Genomic DNA, 20850 nt, shown 5'->3' with positions numbered 1-20850 from the left:
TCAGCTCAGGAGCAGGGCGACCAGGGCGATGATCACGGGCGAGCTGATCGTGCTCAGCAGGATGCCATCCCTGGCGAAGGTGGTTCCCACCTCGTAGCGGGCCGCATAATTGTAGACGTTCTGGCCGGTGGGCAGGGCCGCCAGAACCACGCACCCGTACAGCTCAGCCCCGCTGAAGCCCATCATGAACCGGGCCAGCAGGTAGGCGATCATGGGCATGACCAGATTCTTCAGGATCACCGCGCACAGGGTGGCACGACGGTCGGTGCCCTGGCCCATGGGTCGCGAACCCCGCAGGGACATGCCGAAGGCCATGAGGATCATGGGCACGGCCGACTGCCCGATCATGTCGATGGGCTTGTAGACGAAGTCGGGGATGACGAAATGACCGACCTGGGCGCTGATGGCCGATATCACTATGCCGCCTATGGAGCCGATGAGGATGGGCTGCTTCAGAGGCTGTTTGAGGATGGTTTTGACCGAGAGCTTGCCGGAGGTGGTCGCGTCCAGAACGGTCAATCCGATGGGGGTGAACAGGGCCTGTTGCATGACCAGGATGGGTGCCACCAGTGTGGGATTGCCCAGAATATAGGTGGCTACAGGCAGCCCGATGTTGTTGGAGTTCAAATAGAGGGAGTCGAGAGCGCCGATGGTGGCTTCGGCGGCCGGCAGGTGGAAGCTGGTTGCGTTCAGGGCCACGAAGAGCAGACCCACGGCCGCCGCCGACAGGAAGGCCACGATGATGCTGGGGTGGAAGATGACCGACAGCTTCTGTTTGGAGAGGATGGCGAACATCAGGCAGGGCGTTGACACAAAGAAGGAGTATTTGTTGAGCACCAGCTGGGCCGTGGGACCGCCTACATGGAAGCGAGCGGCCACATAGCCCACGGCGATGACCACGCCGATGATGAAGAATCCTTCCATGGCACTGAGCAGTCCAGGCACTCCGGCATCCTCCTCGTCTCGCATGGTGGACGGCGGCCTCCCAGGCGGAGGGCCACCGCTTCCGTCGTCCCCATTGTGCCACCCGGAGCCCATGCTTGCGGCTGCAGGTCCATCCGCGCTCCTTCGGCCCGCTAGCATGGCATTATGGCCAAGAACACACAGACGGATATTGATCTTCTCGCCGGCGCCCGGGGGGCAGAACCAGCCCAGGCCCTGGCAAGCATACTGGAGGCCATGACCGCCCTGCCTTCGGTCAGTGGTCAGGAAACCGCCCTGGCCGATGCCGTCCAGAGGGCCCTGTCCTCACGCTCTGGTCTCTTGGTCCGACGGTTGGGCGACACGGTCGTGGCCTCCACCCAGCTGGGCCGTCCCCACCGCATCGTCCTTGCCGGGCATCTGGACACCGTGCCCGTGGATGGGAACCTGCCCCCGCGCTGGCTGGAGCCCGGCGATCCGCATATCCGCACCGATTCGGCCGCCGCCCACCCCGGATCCCGGGTGCTCTACGGCCGGGGTACCGCCGACATGAAGGCCTCGGATGCCGTCTTCCTCCATCTGGCGCTCACCCTGCAGGAGCCGGTCTATGACCTGACCTTCGTCTTCTACGACCATGAGGAGGTCCAGGCCGACCTGAACGGGCTGGGTCGGGTGGTGGCCGTCCACCCCGACTGGGTGCAGGGGGATTTCGCCATCATCGGCGAGCCCACCGACTGCGCCATCGAGGCCGGCTGTAACGGAACCATGCGATTCGACCTGATCACCCATGGTACGGCGGCCCACTCCGCCCGTTCCTGGATGGGCAGCAATGCCATCCACGCGGCCGCGCCCATTCTGGACCGGCTGGAGCAGTATCGTCCGGCCACGGTTCGGGTGGACGGCCTGGACTACCGGGAGGGGCTCAACGCCACCATGATCGAAGGCGGTCTGGGCACCAACGTCATTCCCGACCGCTGCCGGGTGCATGTCAACTACCGGTTCGCCCCCGACAAGAGCCTGGCCCAGGCCAAGGAGCTGATGATGGGCCAGGGGACAGGCGCCGAGCTGGGCAATGGCGAGCATATGGCCCGCGGCGGGGTCTTCCAGGGATTCTCGGTGCGCATGTGCGATGAATCTCCCGCGGCCCGTCCGGGTCTGGATTCGCCATGGGCGAGTTCGCTGGCGGACCTGGTTGCCCGGACCACGGGTCAGCAGCCTCGCGCCAAGCTGGGATGGACCGATGTAGCGCGGTTTTCAGCCCTCGGCCTACCAGCCGTCAATCTGGGCGCGGGGAACCCCCTGCTGGCCCACAAGGCCGACGAACAGGTGCCCCTGGATGACCTGGTCAGGCTGGAGGCGATACTGGTCGAGTGGCTCAATGGACCTGATGGCCGCTGAACTGTGCCATACTAGATGACGGTGGTTCTGCCTGACCACTTGCAGCGTAGGCGTTGATCCCCCCGGACGGAGACCCAGTGATCCGTACGGGCGTCGGTGTCCGCCTGCGTCAGGAAGACTTTTTGCCAAGGCGTTTCGAACGGGCGTACGTAGGTGCGCGGTTGCAGTGAGAGTGCAGCGTGAGGACGGATCGGAACCGTGAGAGCGGCGCGAGGCGGCGTGCCGCAAGGAGCATTGTGCCCGAAAAAACGAATAATGAGGATACCCAGGAGAATAGGCCCGCCATCAGTGATGGGCAGGGGCGGCAGGTCGACCAGACCACCGGTTCCGGCACTCGTCGCCGCTCTGGGCGGCGTGTGGTCAGGGTGGCCGGTGCCGCTGGTGCCGACGTGCCCGTGAAGGTCGAGGCCGAGAAGCACAAGACCTCCCGCAAGCCCAAGGAGGAGGACGAGTCCAAGCCCTCCGCCACCCGTCGTCGTCGCACCCGCAAGCCCAAGGAGGATCAGGCTGCCGATCAGAGTGTGCAGGAACACTCCAGCCAGGATGCCCAGGAGGACGAGAGCGAGTCCAAGCCGACTAGGACGACCACTCGTCGTCGCGCCCGAACCACTGCCCGTCGACGCACCGAAGAGCATGCCCCGGAGGGCGAACCTGATCAGGACCGTCAGGAACGTGCCCTCGAGGCTGTGGAGGCTCTGACATCGGGCCGCAGCCAGAGAACAGGCCGGAAAGCCGAGGAGCAGGATGAGCGTCCGCGCGCCGCCCGTGCCTCTCGTCCCCGCCCCATGACATCCCTGCTCTTCCAAGAGCCCGTCATACCCGCCTCCCGGCCTGAGCAGGATGAGCGCGAGGAACGGGATGAGGAGGACGAGGATACCGAGCAGTCATCCAAGACCTCCCGCCGGAGCAGGTCCAGGAACACTTCGGAGGGCGGCTCGCGCCGTTCCCGCAGGCTCAACGCCGAGGAGCGCAGGGCCGCCGACGAGGTGGAGCGCATCGAGGAGGATCTGGACCACGAGGGCATCACCTTCGTGGTCGACGGGGACCAGGAGCAGGACGAGGACCAGCAGGAGTCCGGCACCCATACCCGTCGCCGCCGCCGTTGCAAGAGCGATGACGAGGACTCCGAGAAGTCCGCTTCCACCCGTCGCCGCCGTCGCGGGCACGAGCAGGAGAAGGACAAGGATGACGAGGACGAGGCTCCGCTGACCCGTCGCCGTCGCCGTCGCAGGGGTTCCAAATCCGCTGAGGGCGAGTCCGAGGAGTCCGGCACCCGCCGTTCGCGCAAGCAGCAATATATCGACGAGATCACCGACGTGGAGGGCTCCACCCGCCTGGAGGCCAAGAAGCAGCGTCGGCGGGACAACCGCCGCGAGCGTTCCCGTCAGTCCCAGCTGGTCGAGCAGGACTTCCTGGCCCGCCGTGAAAACGTCAACCGTCTGATGGTGGTGCGCGAAAAGGAGCACCACACCCAGATCTCGGTCATCGAGGATGACATCCTGGTCGAGCACTATGTCTCCGACATCCAGGAGGTCTCCACTGTCGGCAACATCTACCTGGGCCGGGTCCAGAACGTCCTGCCCAGCATGGAGGCCGCCTTCGTGGACATCGGCCAGGCCCGCAACGGCGTGCTCTACGCCGGCGAGGTCAACTGGGACTCCACCCGTCTGGAGGGCCAGCCCCGGCGCATCGAGCTGGCCTTCAAGTCCGGCGACCCCGTGCTGGTCCAGGTCACCAAGGACCCCATCGGCCACAAGGGCGCCCGCCTGACCTCGCAGGTCACGCTGGCCGGCCGTTTCCTGGTCCTGGTCCCCTCGGGAGGCATGACGGGTGTCAGCCGCAAGCTGCCCGACCATGAGCGTTCCCGCCTCAAGAGCATCGTCTCCAGGGTGGCTCCCAAGGACATGGGCGTCATCATCCGAACCGCGGCCGAAGGGGCCAGCGAGGAGGCCCTGACCAAGGACTTGGAGAACCTGCAGCGTCAGTGGAGCAAGATCGAGGACAAGCGCAAGGAGTTCCTGCACGGCAAGCGCCCCAAGCTTCTGCAGGGTGAGCCGGACGTGGCCATCCGCGTGGTCCGCGACATCTTCAACGACGACTTCGCCAAGCTCGTGGTCCAGGGCCAGGGGGTCTACGAGAGGGTCCGCAACTACCTGGAGACCATGGCGCCCGACCTGGAGGAGAAGCTTGAGCACTGGGATCCGGCCGAACACCAGGGCAAGGATGTCTTCGACCGCTGGAGCATCGACAGCCAGCTGCGCAAGGGTATGGAGCGCCAGGTCTACCTGCCCTCCGGCGGCTCCCTGGTCATTGACCGCACCGAGGCCATGACCACCATCGATGTGAATACGGGCCGCTTCATCGGCAAGGGCAAGTCCCTGGAGGAGACGGTGACCCGCTGCAACCTGGAGGCCTCCGAGGAGATCGCCCGGCAGTTGCGCCTGCGCGACATCGGCGGCATGATCATGATCGACTATGTGGATATGGTCATGCCGGCCAACCGCGACCTGGTCCTGCGCCGCCTGGTGGAGTGCCTGGCCCGGGACCGCACCAAGCATCAGGTGGCCGAGGTCACCTCCCTGGGGCTGGTGCAGATGACGCGCAAGCGGGTGGGCCAGGGTCTGGTCGAGGCCTTCTCCGAGGAGTGCCCCACCTGCCATGGCCGAGGCTTCATCCTCCACGACAAGCCGACCATCTCCGCCTCCTATGCCGATCCATACGCGGTCAAGGGCGGCGATCCCTTCGTCAAGACCAACAAGCATGGGCATGGCTCCTCTGCCAAGGAGACCCTGTCCACAGGTTCGACTCCTGCCGTCAAGGCCAAGCTGGCCAGGATCGCTGCGGCGGCCCAGGCGGCGTCGGACGAGGACGATGCCCAGGCTGGGACGGCGGATGTCGCCAAGGAGTCATAAACTGAATTTCGTTTTGTCGGCGGGGCAGGCACATTTGACGACGCGGTGTGTTTGCTTCTATACTGGTTAGCTGGTGTCTGGACGGGTCCGTCAATCGCATGGCAGGACTCGGATGCCGGGCGCATACAGCTTTGGACAACAGGCAAGGTAGGGCTATGTACGCGATTGTGAAGGCCGGAGGCCATCAGGAGAAGGTCGAGGTCGGTGACCAGATCACGGTCAACCGTCTGGCTGCCAGGAAGGGCGAGTCGGTCGAATTTCCGGTCGCGCTGGTCGTCGATGGATCCAAGGTGACCATGGCCGCCAAGGATCTGGCCAAGATCTCCGTCAAGGGCGAGGTTGTGGACGACGAGGCCAAGGGCCCCAAGATCAACATCCAGAAGTTCAAGAACAAGACCGGCGTGGCGCGCCGCAAGGGCCACCGCCAGAAGCAGACCGTGGTCAAGATCACGGCCATCGCCTGAGGGCCTAGGTCGAGGTAGGAAAGGAACCAGACATGGCACATAAGAAGGGCGCGTCCAGCTCACGCAACGGGCGCGATTCGAATGCACAGTACCTGGGCGTCAAGAAGTTCGGCGGCGAGGCCGTAGTGGCCGGCAACATCATCGTTCGTCAGCGTGGCACCAAGTTCCATCCCGGCCAGAACGTCGGCCTGGGCAAGGACCACACCCTCTTCGCCCTGACGGACGGAACGGTTCGGTTCGCCAACCGGCGTGACCGCAAGGTCGTTGACGTGCTTACCGCCTGATTGCCCCTTATCGGCATCGGCCAGAGGCCATCCCTGTCATGGGGGTGGCCTTTTTGCATATGTTCTGCCTATGTATGGAGATGCCGGGCATTCAGCTCTCAGGGGCCGCATGTCAGGCCGGATTGAGTACCATGGGCCCCTATGAGTGCATTTGTGGATCAGGTCACCGTCCATGTCAAGGGTGGCGACGGCGGCAATGGGGCTTCCTCCATCCGCCGCGAGAAGTACAAGCCCCTGGCCGGGCCCGATGGGGGCGATGGCGGCCAGGGCGGCTCGGTCATTCTTCAGGCCGATGCCAACGCCACCAGTCTGCTGGACTACCGCTTCCTGCCGCATCGCCAGGCCGAATCAGGCACCATGGGTCTGGGCGGCGACAAGGACGGCAGCCGTGGCCAGGATCTGATTTTGCCGGTCCCTGTGGGCACTGTGGTCTTCACCGCCAAGGGCGGCCAGGGCGAGCGCAAGCATCCGGGTGAGCGCCTGGCCGATCTGGCTCATGCAGGGGACCGGTTCGTGGCGGCCCAGGGCGGCGTGGGAGGCCTGGGCAACCGCTCCCTGGCCACCAAGGCCAGACGTGCCCCCGGCTTCGCATTGCTGGGGGACCCCGGGCAGGAACGCGACCTGGTGCTGGAGCTCAAATCCATCGCCGATGTGGCCCTGGTCGGTTTCCCCAGCGCAGGCAAATCAAGCTTGGTGGCGGCCATGAGCGCGGCCCGGCCCAAGATCGCCGACTACCCATTCACTACCCTGGTACCCAACCTGGGCGTGGTCCAGGCAGGGGAGAGCCGTTTCACCATGGCCGATGTGCCAGGGCTGATTCCGGGGGCGTCCCAGGGCAAGGGCCTTGGGCTGGAGTTTCTGAGGCACATCGAGCGCACCGAGATCATCGCCCACGTCATTGATTGCGCCACCCTGGAGCCTGATCGGGACCCCATGAGCGACTATCGGGCCCTGGAGGAGGAGCTCTCCCGCTATGCCGACCGCCTGGAGCTTCCGCTGGGGGCCATCCCCATGGCCGAGCGGCCCAGGGTGATCATCCTCAACAAGGCCGACCTGCCGGAGGCCCGCGAACTGGCCGAATTCGTAAGGCCTGACTTCGAGGCCCTGGGTCTCAAGGTCTTCATAGTCTCCACAGCCTCGCATCAGGGGCTCAAGGAACTGGGTTACTACCTGGCCGGTCTGGTGGACCGTCTGCGCAGGCAGCTGCAGGAGCAGCAGGAAGCCAGGCAGCAGGAGCGCGTGGTCATCCACCCCCTGGAGCGGCGGCGCAGGAGTGGCGACCGGTCCGGCGATTTCACTCTTGAGCGGCATCAGACCCGGTCCGGACAGACCTGGTTCAGGGTCTGCGGAGCCAAGCCCGAGCGCTGGGTGCGCCAGACCAACTTCGACAACGAGGAGGCCGTGGGCTATCTGGCCGACTGCCTGGCCCGGATGGGTGTGGAGGATGCCCTGCGCAAGGCCGGAGCCAGACCCGGGGACGAGGTCCGCATCGGTCCTGGTGACAATGCGGTGGCCTTCGACTGGGATCCGAGCGTGGCGGCCGGCGCCGAAATGCTGGACGGCACCCCCCAGGTGGCCCGGGGCCGTGATCTGCGTCTGGAGGAGAGCCAGGGGCTCAACCGTCGTCGCACCAACAGCGAGCGCCGCCGCCAGTACCACCAGATGATGGATGCCCGGCAGGCGGTGCGTCAGGTCATGGAGCAGGAGCGGCGCCAGGGGCACTGGGCCGACCCCACCGTGGATGACGATCCCCACGACAGGCAGGGTCTGCTGGGGCGCGGGGACTCGGAGTCCGCCGGTTCGGAGGAGGCCGGGCAATGACCGGAGGGGAGGGATCCGACGAGGCAGCGGTCCGCTCCCGGGTGGCCCAGGCCCGCACCATGGTGGTCAAGGTGGGATCCAGTTCCCTGACCGATCCCCACGGGCACCTGGACCTTGGCCGCCTGCGCTCGCTGGTAGGGGCCCTGGCCTCGGCTGCTCTGGATGGCGCTCGCCTGGTCCTGGTCACCTCCGGGGCCATCGCCGCCGGCTTCGGCACCCTGGGGTTTGACCAACGCCCCGGTGACGTGGCCACCCAGCAGGCTACGGCCTCGGTGGGCCAGGGTCTGCTCATGGCCCAGTACGAGACCGCCTTCGCCCGCTATGGCCTTAGTGTTGGCCAGATTCTGATCACCGCCCGTGACACCACCCATGCCGTCCAGTACCGCAACGCCCGGCGCACCCTCTGCCGTCTGCTGGATCTGGGGGTCACCCCCATCGTCAACGAGAACGATGCCCTGGCCAGCAACGAGATTCGATTCGGCGACAACGACCATCTTTCGGCCTTGATTGCCAACATCGTCAGCGCCGATGCCCTGGTCCTGCTCACTGATGTGGATGCCCTCTACACCGAGCCCCCATCCAGGCCAGGGGCGCGCAGAATCGGCTTCGTGCCCGATGTGGCGGCCATCATGGACCAGGTGGATGCCCAGGGTTCCGTCTCCGGGCTGGGAACCGGGGGCATGTCCACCAAGCTGGAGGCGGCTCGGATTGCTGCGGCCTCCGGCATGCCCGTGGTCCTGACCCGCGCCGACCTTGCAGGTCCTGCCCTGGCCGGGGACCGGGTGGGCACCCTCTTCGCCCCCATCCGTCCGCGGGGCTCCTCGCACCGGCTCTGGATCAAGTTCGCCTCCCGGCCCCGGGGTGGCTATCTGGTGGATCAGGGGGCTGTCAAAGCCCTGCGCGGCGGAAGGGCCAGTCTGCTGGCAGCTGGTGCCAGATCGGTCCAGGGTGAGTTCTCGGCCGGGGACCCGGTCTGGATCCACGATGAGTCCGGTCACCAGGTGGCCAAGGGCCTGTCCGGCTACGACTCCGAGGAGGCCCAGGACATGCTGGGCCTGAACACCAAGGAGCTCCGCCGCCGGCTGGGTGCCCACTATGCCCACCCGCTGGTGCATCGGGACTCTCTGGTCCTGGTCTGAGCACAGCCCTGGGGGTGCTGGGCGGTAGCATGGCAGCATGACTATGGCGCAATGGCAGACCCTGAGCAGACGCATAGATGCGGTGGCCCCCAGTGCCACCCTGGCCGTGGATTCAAAAGCCAAGGCCATGAAGGCCCAGGGCATGAATGTGATCAGCTTCGGTGCCGGCGAACCCAACTTCCCCACGCCTGACCACATCGTGCAGGCGGCGGCCCGCGCCTGTCTGGATCCGCGCAACCACCGCTATACGCCTACGGCTGGTCTGCCCCAATTGAAGCAGGCTATCGCCGACAAGACCTTGCGCGACTCGGGCTACCGGATCGACCCGGATCAGGTGGTGGTCACCAACGGCGGCAAGCAGGCCGTCTACGAGACCTTCCAGATCCTCTTGAACCCTGGCGATGAGGTCATCATTCCCGCACCCTATTGGACCAGCTATCCCCAGATGGTCCTGCTGGCTGGCGGTCGGCCGGTCCCGGTGCTCAGCGGAGCCGACCAGGGCTATATCCCCAGGCTGGAACAGCTGGAGGCGGTCCGGACTGAGCGCACACGTGCCATCATCCTCAACCTGCCTGCCAATCCAACCGGGGCGATCTGGGACGACGACCTGGTGGCTGCCGTGGACCGCTGGGCCATGGAACACCAGATCTGGGTGATCAGCGACGAAATCTATGAGCACCTGACCTACCAGGGGGCGGGCACCCCCTATCCGGGCGCTCTGGTGCCGCAGGTGCGCGATCAGCTGATCGTGGTCAACGGCGTTGCCAAGACCTATGCCATGACCGGCTGGCGGGTGGGCTGGCTGGTTGCACCCCTGCCGGTGGCCCAGGCGGCCGCCAAGCTTCAGGGGCATATGACCTCCAACGTGGCCAACGTCTCCCAGCAGGCGGCTCTGGCTGCCCTGACCGGCGGTCTGGAGGACGTTGAGGCCATGCGGTCGGCCTTCGCACTGCGTCGACGGGCCATCGTGGATGCCCTGAATGCCATGGAGGGGGTGACCTGCCCTGAACCCCTGGGCGCTTTCTACGCTTTTGCCGACGTGACCGGTCTGCTGAATCGGCCAGTGGGTCCGCAGGGCACGGTCTGCGCCACTTCGGGCGAGCTGGCCGAGGTCATCCTGGAGCAGATCCAGGTGGCGGCCGTGCCTGGTGAGGCCTTTGGCGCGCCCGGCTGCCTGCGCTTCTCCTACGCGCTGGCCGACGACGACCTGGCCGAGGGCATGCGGCGACTTGGGGAATGGACCAGCGTCTGATCCGGCTCCTGGGCAAAATGCTATCGGGGCAACACGGTTGGACTCAATCCACCCTTTAGGCTAAACTAGCGATTTGGCGGTTTTTCCTCCCTGCCGAGTAGGCTGGTGGAAAGTTCCGATAGGGAAGTGGCGCAATTGGTAGCGCAACGGTCTCCAAAACCGTAGGTTGTGGGTTCGAGTCCCGCCTTCCCTGCCAAGGCTTGCAGCAGATGATGCAGAACAAACGAAGGACGGATGACCATGGCACAGAAGGATGGGGCTGAGGAAGCCAAGCCGAACTTCTTCATGCGTATCGGGCTCTTCATCAAGCAGGTCATCGATGAGATCCGCAAGGTCGTGACCCCCACGGGCAAGGAACTGGTGGGCTGGTCCGTGGCCGTCTTCATCTTTGTGCTGCTGCTGATGGTCTTCGTGACCGTGATGGACTTCGGGCTGGGCAAACTGGCCTTCCTGATATTTGGCTGAGCCGTGACAAGGTAGAAGGTGGAGTGATCCATGAGTGATGATCTGACCAGAGAGGGATTGGACCCCGATCAGGCCGCCGAGTCGGTCCCGTCGGCGTCCGACGATGCCCCCACGCAGGAGGATGCCCAGGTCCAGGATCAGTCTCTCGGGTCCCCTTCTGAACAGGCCGGGCAGGACGGCACACCCGCCGAATCCGCCCAGGCCAAGGACACCCAGGACGATTCTTCCGATTCCGACGACCAGGCCGACCAGGAGGATCCCGGTCAGCGTGCCGTGGACGAGTTCTCCAAGAAGCTGCGTACCCTTGAGGGCAAGTGGTACGTTCTGCACACCTACTCGGGCTACGAGAAGCGCGTCAAGGCCAATGTGGAGTCCCGCGTGGCCTCCTTCGGCCTGGAGGACAAGGTCTTCCAGGTGGAGATTCCCATGGAAGAGGTCGAGAAGCACACCGACAAGGGCAAGAAGGTCGTCACCCGGGTTCGTGTGCCGGGCTACGTGCTGATTCGCATGTGGCCAGACGAGAACGCCCGCCGCATCATTCGCGACACCGAGGGCGTCACCGGATTCGTCGGCCCCAGCAAGGAGCCGGCTCCGCTGACACGCAAGGAAGTCGTCCAGATGATGGCCCCAATGATTGCCTCCGAGGCCCTGAAGGCCGCTGGGGACAAGCCCGAGGCCGCCAAGAAGCGCACGGTGGAGGTCTCCTACGCCGTCGGCGATCAGGTCACCGTCACCGAAGGACCCTTCGCCACCATGGCCGCCGTGGTCTCCGACGTGGAGCCCACTACACAGAAGCTGACCGTTCTGGTCTCCATCTTCGGCAGGGACACCCCTGTGGAGCTGGGATTCGACCAGGTCGAGAAGATCGTCTGAGCGCCGTCGGCCGGTCCCCGGTCGATGCGATAATCGTTAGGCTTGCGTTCCCCTGTGGAGCGCATTTGGAAAGAACAGGTTGCGGGAGGGGACCCATGGTCTCCGACATCACCGCTTCGTAGAAAGAAGAACCAGCATATGGCTGCAAAGAAGAAAGTCACCGCGCTGATCAAGGTGCAGATAGAGGCCGGCAAGGCCAACCCCGCGCCCCCGTTGGGCCCGGCACTGGGTTCCCACGGCGTGAACATCATGGACTTCTGCAAGCAGTACAACGATGCCACCAAGGACAAGATGGGCCAGGTCATCCCCTGCATCATCACCGTCTACGAGGATCGTTCCTTCACCTTCGTCACCAAGACCCCGCCGGCAGCCGACCTGCTGCGCAAGGCGGCCGGTGTCTCCAAGGGTGCCGGCAACCCGCTGACCACCAAGGTGGGATCCGTCACCAAGGCCCAGGTCCGCGAGATCGCCCAGACTAAGATGGAGGATCTGTCGGCCCGTGACGTCGAGGCCGGAATGAAGATCATCGAAGGCACCGCCCGTTCCATGGGCATCACCGTCACCGACTGAAATTTTCGTTGTGAGCGGTAGGGCATACGCTTGCCCGCACCGCGACTGCTGATAGGAGAAGCAGATGACCAAGCGTTCCAAGAAGTACCGCGAGGCGGCCGAGAAGGTCGATCGCACCAACCTGTACACCCCTGAGGAGGGCATCGCCCTGCTCAAGAGCATGCCCAAGCGCGGGTTTGACGAGACCGTGGAGGCCGTCTACCGCCTGAACGTGGACCCCCGTAAGGCCGACCAGCTGGTCCGCGGCACCGTCAGCCTGCCCAACGGTACCGGCAAGACCGTGCGCGTTCTGGTCTTCGCCCGTGGCCCCCAGGCGACTGCAGCCGCCGAGGCCGGAGCCGACGAGGTGGGCGACGACGAGCTGGTGACCAGGGTCGCCGGCGGCTACCTGGACTTCGATGCCGTGGTGGCCACCCCCGACATGATGGGCAAGGTCGGCCGTCTGGGCCGCGTGCTTGGTCCCCGTGGCCTCATGCCCAACCCCAAGACCGGCACCGTGACCATGGATGTGGCCAAGGCGGTCACCGAGATCAAGGCCGGACGTATCGAGTTCCGTGTGGATAAGAACGGCAACCTGAGCTTCCCCGTGGGCAAGGTCTCCTTCGAGCAGCAGGCTCTGGAGGAGAACTTCCACGCGGTCGACGAGGAGATCAAGCGCCTGAAGCCGGCCACGGTCAAGGGCCGTTACATCACCAAGGCCACTGTCACCACCACCATGGGCCCGGGCGTTCCTCTGGACATCGCGGTGCTCTGAGCCGGTTCGGCTGATACTTCCAGGGCGGGAGACCTTCGGGTCCCCGCTCTTTTTATATCTTGGCCAGGTGCCAGTCAGTCGGCGCCCGGATGCGACCTGCGGATTCTGCCGATGATCAGGGCTGCCTGGAGGACGAAGGACTCTCGCGGGTCCATGGCGTCCCAGCCAGTTACTTCCACACAGCGCCTGAGCCGGTAGCGCACGGTGTTGGGATGGATTCCCAGCTTCTTGGCGGTGACCTCCAGCGAGTTGCCCGAGCGCAGGAAGGTGAGCAGGGTGGTCGGCAGGGGCCCGTCCGGATCCTGTCCGGCCAGGCTCAGATAGACCTCCTGGTAGAGCTGGTCGGCAGCGTCCCTGTCCCCGTTCAGGGCTCGTTCAGGCAGCAGGTCGTCGGCGTGCAGTGGTCTGGGCAGGGCGGCGGTGATGGGGTCGGCCACTGCTGGAGCCGCCGCATGGGTGCTCAGTGCGGCTCCGATGGAGGCTTCCGCACCGGAGATTCCATGGCGGAGAGGTCCCAGGCAGACGGCTGATCCGTCAGCGTAGAAGCGCAGGATGGAGGCACAGAAGTCTGCCGGGGTGCCCGACCGGTCGGGATTGATCAGGACCGTCATGAGCCCATCGCTCTCGCCCACCAAGGCCCTGCCGCCTTCATGAGCCACCGTGGTATGGATGGGCTGGCGGGCGTTCTCCATGCCCTGTCCGTCATCGTTGCCCCGGGCCTCGCCAACGACAGCAAAGCAGTCGAACTCGGTCGGCCAGCCCAGCCGGGCCAAATCGTCAACGGTCCGTGTGTCTGCTGTTTTCTCGATCAGATGCCGAATGATCCTGGATTCCGTGACGGCTTTACGCCCGCTCCGCGCCTCGGCCAGGTCGGCGTAGAGACCGGCTGCTGCGGTGGCGGCATGACGGGCGTAGACCAGCGTGGACCGTTCCCCTTCGGCCTCCATGGTCCGGCCAGCCTCCTCAAGCATGTCCAGAATGACCCGGGTCAGCTCCATGGCCCGGTGCGGGCCCAGGCTCCTGGAGAGTTCGGCTGGCACGGGGGAGGGGACTTCGCCCTCTTCTTTGCCTTGGGAGTCGAGTCGGGCCAGCAGGTCGTCCAGAGCTGTTCGGATGGCCCCCTCCAAGGTTCTGCGCCCGTCGGCGGGCAGGGACCTGGCCCAGGGCAGCGCCTCCTCCAGATGGTCCAGCGTCTTCCGGAGGATCCGCTCCATGGCGGCATCGGAGGCGGCAGGTACCTGGCGAGCTTGCTGCGCCTCGGCAGGGTCGTCGTCCTTCGGTCTGGACCGCTTCGGCTTGCCGATCATGTCGGCCGATCCATCAGGTTTTCGGTACGGGCACGGCGGCTCTCTCGGACCATGTCCAGGATCAGGAAGGGCACCACCATGTCCACCGGCAGCATGTGCCGTTCGAAGTTGTTGGCTGGGGCCGTGATCATGACCCCCATGATCAGCAGGAGGGGGAACCAGCGGAGGGCCCCGCGCCAGTGACCGGCTGCCAGGCGGGCGACGATCAGCAGCAGGGCGGCCACCACCCAGAAGTTGGCACGCGCCACCAGGCCCAGCAGGGGGGTGTCGGCCCAAGTTCTGACGAATCCGGTCACCCCGTTGCGCCAGTCGTGGCACCAGGCCGCCAGCCAGGAGCCCGAGTTCTGCACGTAGCCGTTGTTCAGGTAGTAGGACATGGCTACGTATGCAGGGTCGCCGGGGTCGAAGTAGCCGTAGGACTCGGCCATGAAGGCATCTAGGTAGATCACCGGGTTGCGCAGTCCCACCTGGAGCCAGGCCCGATTCAGCCGGGACAGCTGCTCAGGCGTGACGGTCCTCCAGCGATAGACGATCAGTTTGGGCTGGTTGCCCGAGGACTTGACCCGGTCGGCCTCCCAGGGGGTGTATTGGATGGCGGCATTGTCCAGGTCCATGATGGGCTCGAGGTCGGCCCTCGCCTGGGCCGGAATTCCCTGGGGGTTGCGCTGGGCCACCCGGGCGATCTGCTGCAGCTGGATACTGCGGCTCTCCACAGGGTCACCCTGGATGACCGTCCCCGTAGCCGTCAGAGCCCCGGTCACCCCCGTGAACAGGACCAGGGGCAGCAGAAGCCCTATCAGGATGGTGGCCCATTGGCGACGGTGGACGATCAGGGCCAGGACCAGCTGGGCCAGGACGATGTAGAGGGCGTACTTGGCGCTGATCAGCATGATCAGGGTGCTCAAGGCGAGGGCGGGCCGCAGTCGGACCGTTTGGCTGGCGTAGAGCGGTGAGTTCTTGTCCACAGACTCCAGCTGGTGCCAGATGCCGAACCACCAGATGAAGGCGAAGGCGAAGAGGGGGGACTTGGTCAGGCTGAAGGTACTGAAGACCACGAAGGGGGAGAGGAGGAAGAAGAGCATGACCAGGGTGCGGGCCAGTGCCCCGACATGTTCGGTTCCGCTCCCGCGCAGGAAGCGGTCGGCAGTGACGGCGCAGCAGAAAGCGGCGAAGATCACCTGCAGCCCTGCCAGGAGCACGATGCCCGCATCATAGGATCCGGTCAGATGGTTGGAGGCCATGATGGTCATCCCGTAGAACAAGGTCAGCACCATGTTGTGCTGGTCGGTCAGGAAGGTGGGGTGCCCCGGCCACAGGTAGTGGCCTATGGGGTAGACGTCCATCTGGGTGAAGGCATTGCCGCCGTAGGGAGGCTGATCGCCCTGCAGCTGGGCCAGGAAGTTGGCGCATTCCTGGGCCTGTGCGTACAGGTCGGCCCCGTAGGCGGCCAGCAGGGTAAGAAAGGCCCAGGCCCATCCCAGCAGGAGCAGACGCATGATGGGCCGCCAGCCGCTGGTTTGTCTGGTGATGAAGGCCGCGTAGGCACGCATCCGCGGGCGCTGTGCCAGGACGGTCAATCGCTGTGGCATCCTGATAGGCCCGCGACCCAGCAGAATCCGGCGGCAGACCAGCACTGCAGCCAGGCAGACGGCCAGGGTGCCCAGCATGATAAGCACCTGGGGCAAGCCCACCTGTGTCAGCGAACCCTGCTGACGGTAGATGGGGCCCAGACCGGTGCAGAAGGCAACCCAGAGGCAGGCCAGCAGGGCCAGGACCAGGCCGACGGTCCGGGATGCACGGGAACCAGGCCTCCCGGTCTGCAAGGCGGATGTCTGCACAGGTTGTTCGCCCGCCTCTCTCGCTTGCGCCCTTCCGCTGTCTGCGCTCAAAAGAACCCCTTTCGCGGGTCGTGCCTGGTCTACGGCTTCCCCATTTTATCCAGTGCCCATCCGAGGATGCGCTCAGGGCCATCCAGGGGTCCCCTGTGAAAAGATACAAAAACCGGCCGCCGCTTTTGTGGGTGGCTCGCTACCAGGGCTGACCCCTTGTGCCGTATAGTGGAACGCGTGCCTCATCAGAATATCAAGTGGCAGCCATCGGCATCGCTGGACAGTGGCGTAATCTCCTCGATCGTGGTGCTCGACACCGTCGATTCGACCAATACGCTCGTGGCTCATGCTCTGGAAGCCTCGACGTATTCGGATGCGCGCGACCGGGTCGAGCGGCTGTTTGGGGGCGGTGAATCGACGACGAGCACGGGGACCGTGAAGGGACTGGCCTCTGGCACAAGGGGAAAAGCCGAAGATAGGCCTCGAAAAAATGCCCTCCAGGGTGTTTCTACGACTACACGATACGAGGGAAGAGTCGCAAGTAAAGGTATTCGGCGATGGCCGGGCGCCGGGGGGAGCACCATGCCGCTGAGCGTAGCGGTTGCGGATGCGCAGTCCCGGTGCCGCGGTCGTCTTGCCCGAACCTGGGTCAATCAGCCCCGACGCTCCCTGCTGGCCACTTGGGCCCTGCCGCTGCCCACCAGCCTGCTGACCGGACCCTTTGGCGGATGGATGCCCATGGTGGCGGGACTGGCCGCTCTGGAAGGCCTCCAGGACGTGCTTGAGCACCACGGCTGCCCGCTGGCCGACGGCGGCGACCCTGAACGGGTCCTGACCCTCAAGTGGCCCAATGATCTGTTCTGCCGCGGGGCCAAGCTGGGGGGCATCCTCTGCGAACTGGTCCGGGTGGATCAGGACTGGTCGGCCCTGGCTGTCGGCATCGGCATCAACCTCCTTCTGCCCCGGCAGGCGCTGCCCATTGCGCAGTCAACATCCCTGCAGCTGCATTACCAGGGCCTGCCCGACTACCAGACCCTGCGCGACGATCTGGTCGACGCCATCAGCTGGCACCTGAGCGGGGAGATGGCCCCCTTCGGCATTGACGGGGCGTTGGACAGGACCTTGAACGGGCCGCAGGGACTGCGCTCGCGGATTGCCGCACTCAGCTGGACGCTGGGCAGGCGGGTCAGGGTCGTTCCTGTGGCCGGTGAGCACGTGGAGGGCCGTGCCCTGCAGATCAATCCGGACGCCTCCCTGCGGGTGCGGTTGCCCGACGGCGGCCAGGTTGACGTGTCCACGGCAGACGTGGGCATCCTGCCCGAAGTGGCCGCTGTGGGGGCCTAAATCCCCATCCTGCTCATACTTTTCGTCAGTCCAAATCACCCTTGAACAACCAGTGAGGAGAGGGGAATGAAAAAACTGCTGATCGCAAACCGCGGCGAGATAGCCCTGCGGGTTGTACGCACCGCCCAGGAAATGGGCATCGCCACCGTGGCCGTCTATGCCGACCAGGATCGGGATGCCCCCTATGCCCAGATGGCGGACGAGGCCTACCTCTTGCCTGGGGACACCAACCTGGAGACCTATCTGAACGAGGATCTGATCGTCTCCATCGCCCGCCGGGCCGGCGCTGATGCCCTCCACCCGGGGTATGGCTTCCTGTCCGAGTTTTCCTCCTTCGCACGGAAGGTGATCGAGGCGGGCATCACCTGGGTGGGGCCTGATCCGGAGGTCCTGGACGAGCTGGGCGACAAGATCACCGCCTGCAAGGTGGCCGAGCGGGCCCGGGTGCCGGTGGTGCCAGGCCTGAGCCAGCCCGTCACCGACATGCGTCCCCTGCTGGACTTCGCCGACGAGCACGGCTATCCGGTCATGATGAAGAAGGCCGACGGCGGCGGCGGCCGTGGGATCACACTGATCAACGACAGCGACGAGCTGCGCACCTTCTACATGAACCACGATGCCCTTCAGGGCGGCGACCTGGGCGACTACTTCATCGAGAAGTTCGTGGACCGGGCCCGGCACGTGGAGACCCAGTCCGGCAGGGACAGCCATGGCCAGTTCACCGTCTACTCCACCAGGGACTGCTCGGTCCAGCGCCGCAACCAGAAGCTGGTGGAGGAGGCCCCGGCCCCCTTCCTGTCCGACGACGTGATCGCCCAACTGGAGGGATTCTCCCGCCGCCTGTTCGACACGGTGGGCTACGTGGGCCTGGGCACCTGCGAGTTTCTGGTCACCCCCAGGGACGACGTCTACTTCATGGAGGTCAACCCCCGGCTGCAGGTGGAGCATACGGTCAGCGAACAGGTCTGCGGGCTGGACCTGGTCCGCGAGCAGCTGCGGATAGCCGATGGCGGCTCCCTGAACGTGGCGCCTCCACCACGCGGCCACAGCTTCGAGCTGCGCATCACCAGCGAGGATCCGGCCACCAACCTGACCCCCAGCTCAGGGACCATCGAGTCGATTCAGTGGCCCTCCGGCCCCGGCATCCGCGTGGACTCGGGCGTCGAGGTGGGCGACACGGTCTCGCCCAGGGACGACTCCATGATGGGCAAGCTGATCGTGACCGCCCAGGATCGTCCGGCGGCCGTGGCCAGGGTCCGTCGGGCCCTGCGCGAGATGAGCATCAGTGGGGTTCCCACCCCGGCCGGCCTCTTCCAGAAGATTTTCACCAACCCCGAGTTCACCGCCGAGGACGGTCACTCCTTCGACGTGTCCACCAAGTGGCTCGAACGGGTCTACCTGAACGTGGAGCCAGCCTCCAACGGCAGCGGCCAGCCCGCCTCGGTCTCCGGCGCCTCCGCCCAGGAACAGGACCGGGACAGCGATCCCATGGAGACCTACAACGTGGAGATCGACGACAAGCGGGTCAGGCTGGCCCTGCCCCAGTCGCTGCTGGGAGGCATGGGCGGCGTCGGCGGCCACGGTGGCATCTCCAGGCCCCGGCAGCCCCTGCGCGGGCGCGGGTTGCGCGATCAGGAGCCCGGCGCCCCCCGGCAGGATGCGGCCCGGTCCGGCGTCATCGTGGCCACCATGCAGGCGGTGGTCACCCGCATCAACGTGGCCCCCGACCAGGAGGTGGACAAGGGCGACCTGTTGGTGGTTCTGGAGTCCATGAAGATGGAGAACTACGTCTATGCCCCGGCCAAGGGCCGTGTGAAGACCATCGAAGTGTCCGTGGCACAGGGGGTGGATCCGGGCCAGACCCTGGTCACCCTGGATCTGGGCGGGGAGGAGCAGGCATGAGCGTCACCGAATCCACCCTGGGCTCCCAGCCGGTGCGCCAGGGCATCCATCGGGCCGCCGCCCTGGCCAAACAGGCCGAGGAGCACGCCCGCGACCGTCAGCACGCCAAGGGCAAGCAGACCGCCCGTGAGCGCCTGGACCTGCTCTTCGACAAGGACACCTTCGAGGAGGTGGGCCGCTTCGCCGGCGGCGACATCGCCGGGGACCGGGCGGGATCCGCCGTCATCACCGGCTTCGGCCTGGTCTATGGGCGCAAGGTCGGCGTCTATGCCCAGGACTTCTCCGTCAGGGGCGGCACCTTGGGCCGGGCCGAGGGCGAGAAGATATGCCGGCTCATGGACATGGCCCTGCGGATCAAGGTTCCCATCGTGGCCATGATCGACTCGGGAGGCGCCCGTATCCAGGAGGGTGTGGCCGCCCTGACCCAGTATGGCCGCATCTTCCGTAAGACCTGCCAGGCCAGTGGCTTCGTCCCGCAGATCTCCCTGATCCTGGGACCCTGCGCAGGCGGTGCTGTCTACTGCCCGGCCCTGACCGACCTGATCATCATGACCAAGGAGAACTCGGACATGTTCGTCACCGGTCCCGACGTGGTCAAGGCAGCCACCGGCGAGACCATCAGCATGGACCAGCTGGGTGGCGGCTACGTGCACAACACCCGTTCCGGCGTGGCCCACTACCTGGGTGAGGACGAGGCCGACGCCATCGACTACGCCCGGACCGTGCTGGCCTACCTGCCTGCCAACAGCGGCCAGAAGCCTCCCCGGTACGCCTTCATCTCCGGCCATGCCGAGCGCCAGGCCGCCAAGCGACTGGCCACGGTCATCCCCGAGAACGACCGGCAGCCATACGATGTGCTGGACGTCATCCACGCCATCGTCGACTACGGCGAGTTGGTTCAGGTCCAGGAGCTCTACGCCAGGTCCATCGTGGTGGGCTTCGCCTGCCTGGAGGGCCGACCGGTGGGAATCGTGGCCAACCAGCCCATGGTGGACGCGGGCAGCCTGGATGTGGAATCCTCCGAGAAGCTGGCCCGCTTCGTCCGCCTCTGCGATGCCTTCAACCTGCCGGTCATCACCCTGGTGGACACCCCCGGCTACAAGCCGGGATCGGACCAGGAGCACGCCGGCATCATCCGTCGTGGGGCCAAGGTCATCTACGCCTATGCCAACGCCCAGGTGCCCATGGTCACCATTGTGCTGCGCAAGGCCTTCGGCGGCTCCTACATCGTCATGGGCTCCAAGGCCATCGGCGCGGACCTCAACTATGCCTGGCCCTCCTCGCAGATAGCCGTGCTGGGGGCCCAGGGCGCGGTCAACATCATCCACCGGCGCGACCTGCAGGAGGCCAAGGAGGCCGGCCGTGACGTGGATGAGCTGCGAAACAAGCTGGCCCGGGAGTACGAGACCAGCACCGTCAACGCCAATCTCTCCCTGGAGATGGGCGAGCTGGATGCCATGATCGACCCGGAGCAGACCCGACCGGTCCTGGTCCAGGCCATGGACCTCCTGGCAGACAAGCAACGCGTCAGGGTCAACGACAAGCACCACGGCAACCAGCCTCTATGAGCTTCCCCTCGTCATTATCAGCAATCCCCAACTCTCTATGAATAGGA

At 65.5% G+C, this 20850-nt stretch carries 17 protein-coding genes and 1 tRNA gene; 15 read left to right on the top strand and 3 right to left on the bottom strand.

Features of this window, described 5'->3' with window-relative positions; all coding sequences use genetic code 11:
• Positions 1–945: an AEC family transporter gene (locus tag JF70_RS07060; protein ID WP_045936215.1), complete on the bottom strand. Its 945-nt coding sequence runs from the start codon at positions 943–945 to the stop codon at positions 1–3.
• A 144-nt stretch (positions 946–1089) separates the two neighbouring features.
• Here JF70_RS07060 and dapE point away from each other — a divergent pair, with 144 nt between their 5' ends.
• From dapE to rplA, 12 genes are all read left to right on the top strand, one after another.
• The gene (dapE, locus tag JF70_RS07055) at positions 1090–2319 is read left to right on the top strand and encodes a succinyl-diaminopimelate desuccinylase (RefSeq protein ID WP_045935782.1); all 1230 of its coding nucleotides are present in this window, start codon (positions 1090–1092) and stop codon (positions 2317–2319) included.
• A 236-nt stretch (positions 2320–2555) separates the two neighbouring features.
• Positions 2556–5231: an Rne/Rng family ribonuclease gene (locus tag JF70_RS07050; RefSeq protein WP_045935781.1), complete on the top strand. Its 2676-nt coding sequence runs from the start codon at positions 2556–2558 to the stop codon at positions 5229–5231.
• A 155-nt stretch (positions 5232–5386) separates the two neighbouring features.
• A complete protein-coding gene (rplU, locus tag JF70_RS07045) occupies positions 5387–5695 on the top strand; it encodes a 50S ribosomal protein L21 (protein WP_024626855.1) in 309 nt (102 codons plus the stop codon).
• A 32-nt stretch (positions 5696–5727) separates the two neighbouring features.
• A complete protein-coding gene (gene rpmA / locus JF70_RS07040; protein WP_015022457.1) occupies positions 5728–5979 on the top strand; it encodes a 50S ribosomal protein L27 in 252 nt (83 codons plus the stop codon).
• A gap of 141 nt (positions 5980–6120) precedes the next feature.
• Positions 6121–7800, top strand: a complete 1680-nt coding sequence (gene obgE, locus JF70_RS07035) for a GTPase ObgE (protein ID WP_045935780.1) — start codon at positions 6121–6123, stop codon at positions 7798–7800.
• Positions 7797–8939: a glutamate 5-kinase gene (gene proB, locus JF70_RS07030; protein ID WP_045935779.1), complete on the top strand. Its 1143-nt coding sequence runs from the start codon at positions 7797–7799 to the stop codon at positions 8937–8939. Before obgE ends, proB begins: the two co-directional genes overlap by 4 nt.
• Positions 8940–8982: 43 nt before the next feature.
• A complete protein-coding gene (locus JF70_RS07025; protein ID WP_045935778.1) occupies positions 8983–10191 on the top strand; it encodes a pyridoxal phosphate-dependent aminotransferase in 1209 nt (402 codons plus the stop codon).
• 120 nt (positions 10192–10311) lie between these two features.
• Positions 10312–10387 (top strand) — tRNA-Trp (locus JF70_RS07020).
• 44 nt (positions 10388–10431) lie between these two features.
• Positions 10432–10656: a preprotein translocase subunit SecE gene (secE, locus tag JF70_RS07015; protein ID WP_029678149.1), complete on the top strand. Its 225-nt coding sequence runs from the start codon at positions 10432–10434 to the stop codon at positions 10654–10656.
• A gap of 30 nt (positions 10657–10686) precedes the next feature.
• Positions 10687–11529, top strand: a complete 843-nt coding sequence (gene nusG / locus JF70_RS07010) for a transcription termination/antitermination protein NusG (RefSeq protein ID WP_045935777.1) — start codon at positions 10687–10689, stop codon at positions 11527–11529.
• 138 nt (positions 11530–11667) lie between these two features.
• Positions 11668–12099: a 50S ribosomal protein L11 gene (gene rplK / locus JF70_RS07005; protein ID WP_045935776.1), complete on the top strand. Its 432-nt coding sequence runs from the start codon at positions 11668–11670 to the stop codon at positions 12097–12099.
• 64 nt (positions 12100–12163) lie between these two features.
• A complete protein-coding gene (gene rplA, locus JF70_RS07000) occupies positions 12164–12853 on the top strand; it encodes a 50S ribosomal protein L1 (RefSeq protein WP_029678147.1) in 690 nt (229 codons plus the stop codon).
• Between the two features lie 74 nt (positions 12854–12927).
• Here the strand turns inward: rplA and JF70_RS08605 are convergent, their stop codons facing one another.
• Together JF70_RS08605 and JF70_RS06990 are read right to left on the bottom strand one after the other, a co-directional pair.
• Complete coding sequence (locus JF70_RS08605) at positions 12928–14160, bottom strand: PucR family transcriptional regulator (RefSeq protein ID WP_052690790.1); 1233 nt, start codon at positions 14158–14160, stop codon at positions 12928–12930.
• The gene (locus tag JF70_RS06990) at positions 14157–16049 is read right to left on the bottom strand and encodes a DUF6020 family protein (RefSeq protein WP_156149637.1); all 1893 of its coding nucleotides are present in this window, start codon (positions 16047–16049) and stop codon (positions 14157–14159) included. Before JF70_RS06990 ends, JF70_RS08605 begins: the two co-directional genes overlap by 4 nt.
• Positions 16050–16571: 522 nt before the next feature.
• Here JF70_RS06990 and JF70_RS06985 point away from each other — a divergent pair.
• The 3 genes from JF70_RS06985 (at position 16572) to JF70_RS06975 (ending at position 20803) form a co-directional block, all read left to right on the top strand.
• A complete protein-coding gene (locus JF70_RS06985; protein ID WP_052690788.1) occupies positions 16572–17333 on the top strand; it encodes a biotin--[acetyl-CoA-carboxylase] ligase in 762 nt (253 codons plus the stop codon).
• Positions 17334–17399: 66 nt separating this feature from the next.
• Complete coding sequence (locus JF70_RS06980) at positions 17400–19235, top strand: acetyl/propionyl/methylcrotonyl-CoA carboxylase subunit alpha (protein WP_045935775.1); 1836 nt, start codon at positions 17400–17402, stop codon at positions 19233–19235.
• Positions 19232–20803: an acyl-CoA carboxylase subunit beta gene (locus JF70_RS06975; protein WP_045935774.1), complete on the top strand. Its 1572-nt coding sequence runs from the start codon at positions 19232–19234 to the stop codon at positions 20801–20803. The genes JF70_RS06980 and JF70_RS06975 overlap by 4 nt, the downstream gene beginning before the upstream one ends.
• The last annotated feature ends 47 nt before the right edge of the window (positions 20804–20850 follow it).

The organism is Bifidobacterium mellis, from assembly GCF_000967265.1.
GTDB lineage: Bacteria > Actinomycetota > Actinomycetes > Actinomycetales > Bifidobacteriaceae > Bombiscardovia > Bombiscardovia mellis.
The sequence above is the reverse complement of the archived record's forward strand: the minus strand, read 5'-3'. Positions and strand labels throughout refer to the sequence as shown.

Coding starts and splice junctions, on each gene's coding strand:
- dapE (WP_045935782.1), top strand. CDS start 1,090: ATGGCCAAGAACACACAGACGGATATTGATCTTCTCGCCGGCGCCCGG.
- rplU (WP_024626855.1), top strand. CDS start 5,387: ATGTACGCGATTGTGAAGGCCGGAGGCCATCAGGAGAAGGTCGAGGTC.
- rpmA (WP_015022457.1), top strand. CDS start 5,728: ATGGCACATAAGAAGGGCGCGTCCAGCTCACGCAACGGGCGCGATTCG.
- obgE (WP_045935780.1), top strand. CDS start 6,121: ATGAGTGCATTTGTGGATCAGGTCACCGTCCATGTCAAGGGTGGCGAC.
- proB (WP_045935779.1), top strand. CDS start 7,797: ATGACCGGAGGGGAGGGATCCGACGAGGCAGCGGTCCGCTCCCGGGTG.
- JF70_RS07025 (WP_045935778.1), top strand. CDS start 8,983: ATGGCGCAATGGCAGACCCTGAGCAGACGCATAGATGCGGTGGCCCCC.
- secE (WP_029678149.1), top strand. CDS start 10,432: ATGGCACAGAAGGATGGGGCTGAGGAAGCCAAGCCGAACTTCTTCATG.
- nusG (WP_045935777.1), top strand. CDS start 10,687: ATGAGTGATGATCTGACCAGAGAGGGATTGGACCCCGATCAGGCCGCC.
- rplK (WP_045935776.1), top strand. CDS start 11,668: ATGGCTGCAAAGAAGAAAGTCACCGCGCTGATCAAGGTGCAGATAGAG.
- rplA (WP_029678147.1), top strand. CDS start 12,164: ATGACCAAGCGTTCCAAGAAGTACCGCGAGGCGGCCGAGAAGGTCGAT.
- JF70_RS08605 (WP_052690790.1), bottom strand. CDS start 14,160: ATGATCGGCAAGCCGAAGCGGTCCAGACCGAAGGACGACGACCCTGCC.
- JF70_RS06985 (WP_052690788.1), top strand. CDS start 16,572: ATGCCGCTGAGCGTAGCGGTTGCGGATGCGCAGTCCCGGTGCCGCGGT.
- JF70_RS06980 (WP_045935775.1), top strand. CDS start 17,400: ATGAAAAAACTGCTGATCGCAAACCGCGGCGAGATAGCCCTGCGGGTT.
- JF70_RS06975 (WP_045935774.1), top strand. CDS start 19,232: ATGAGCGTCACCGAATCCACCCTGGGCTCCCAGCCGGTGCGCCAGGGC.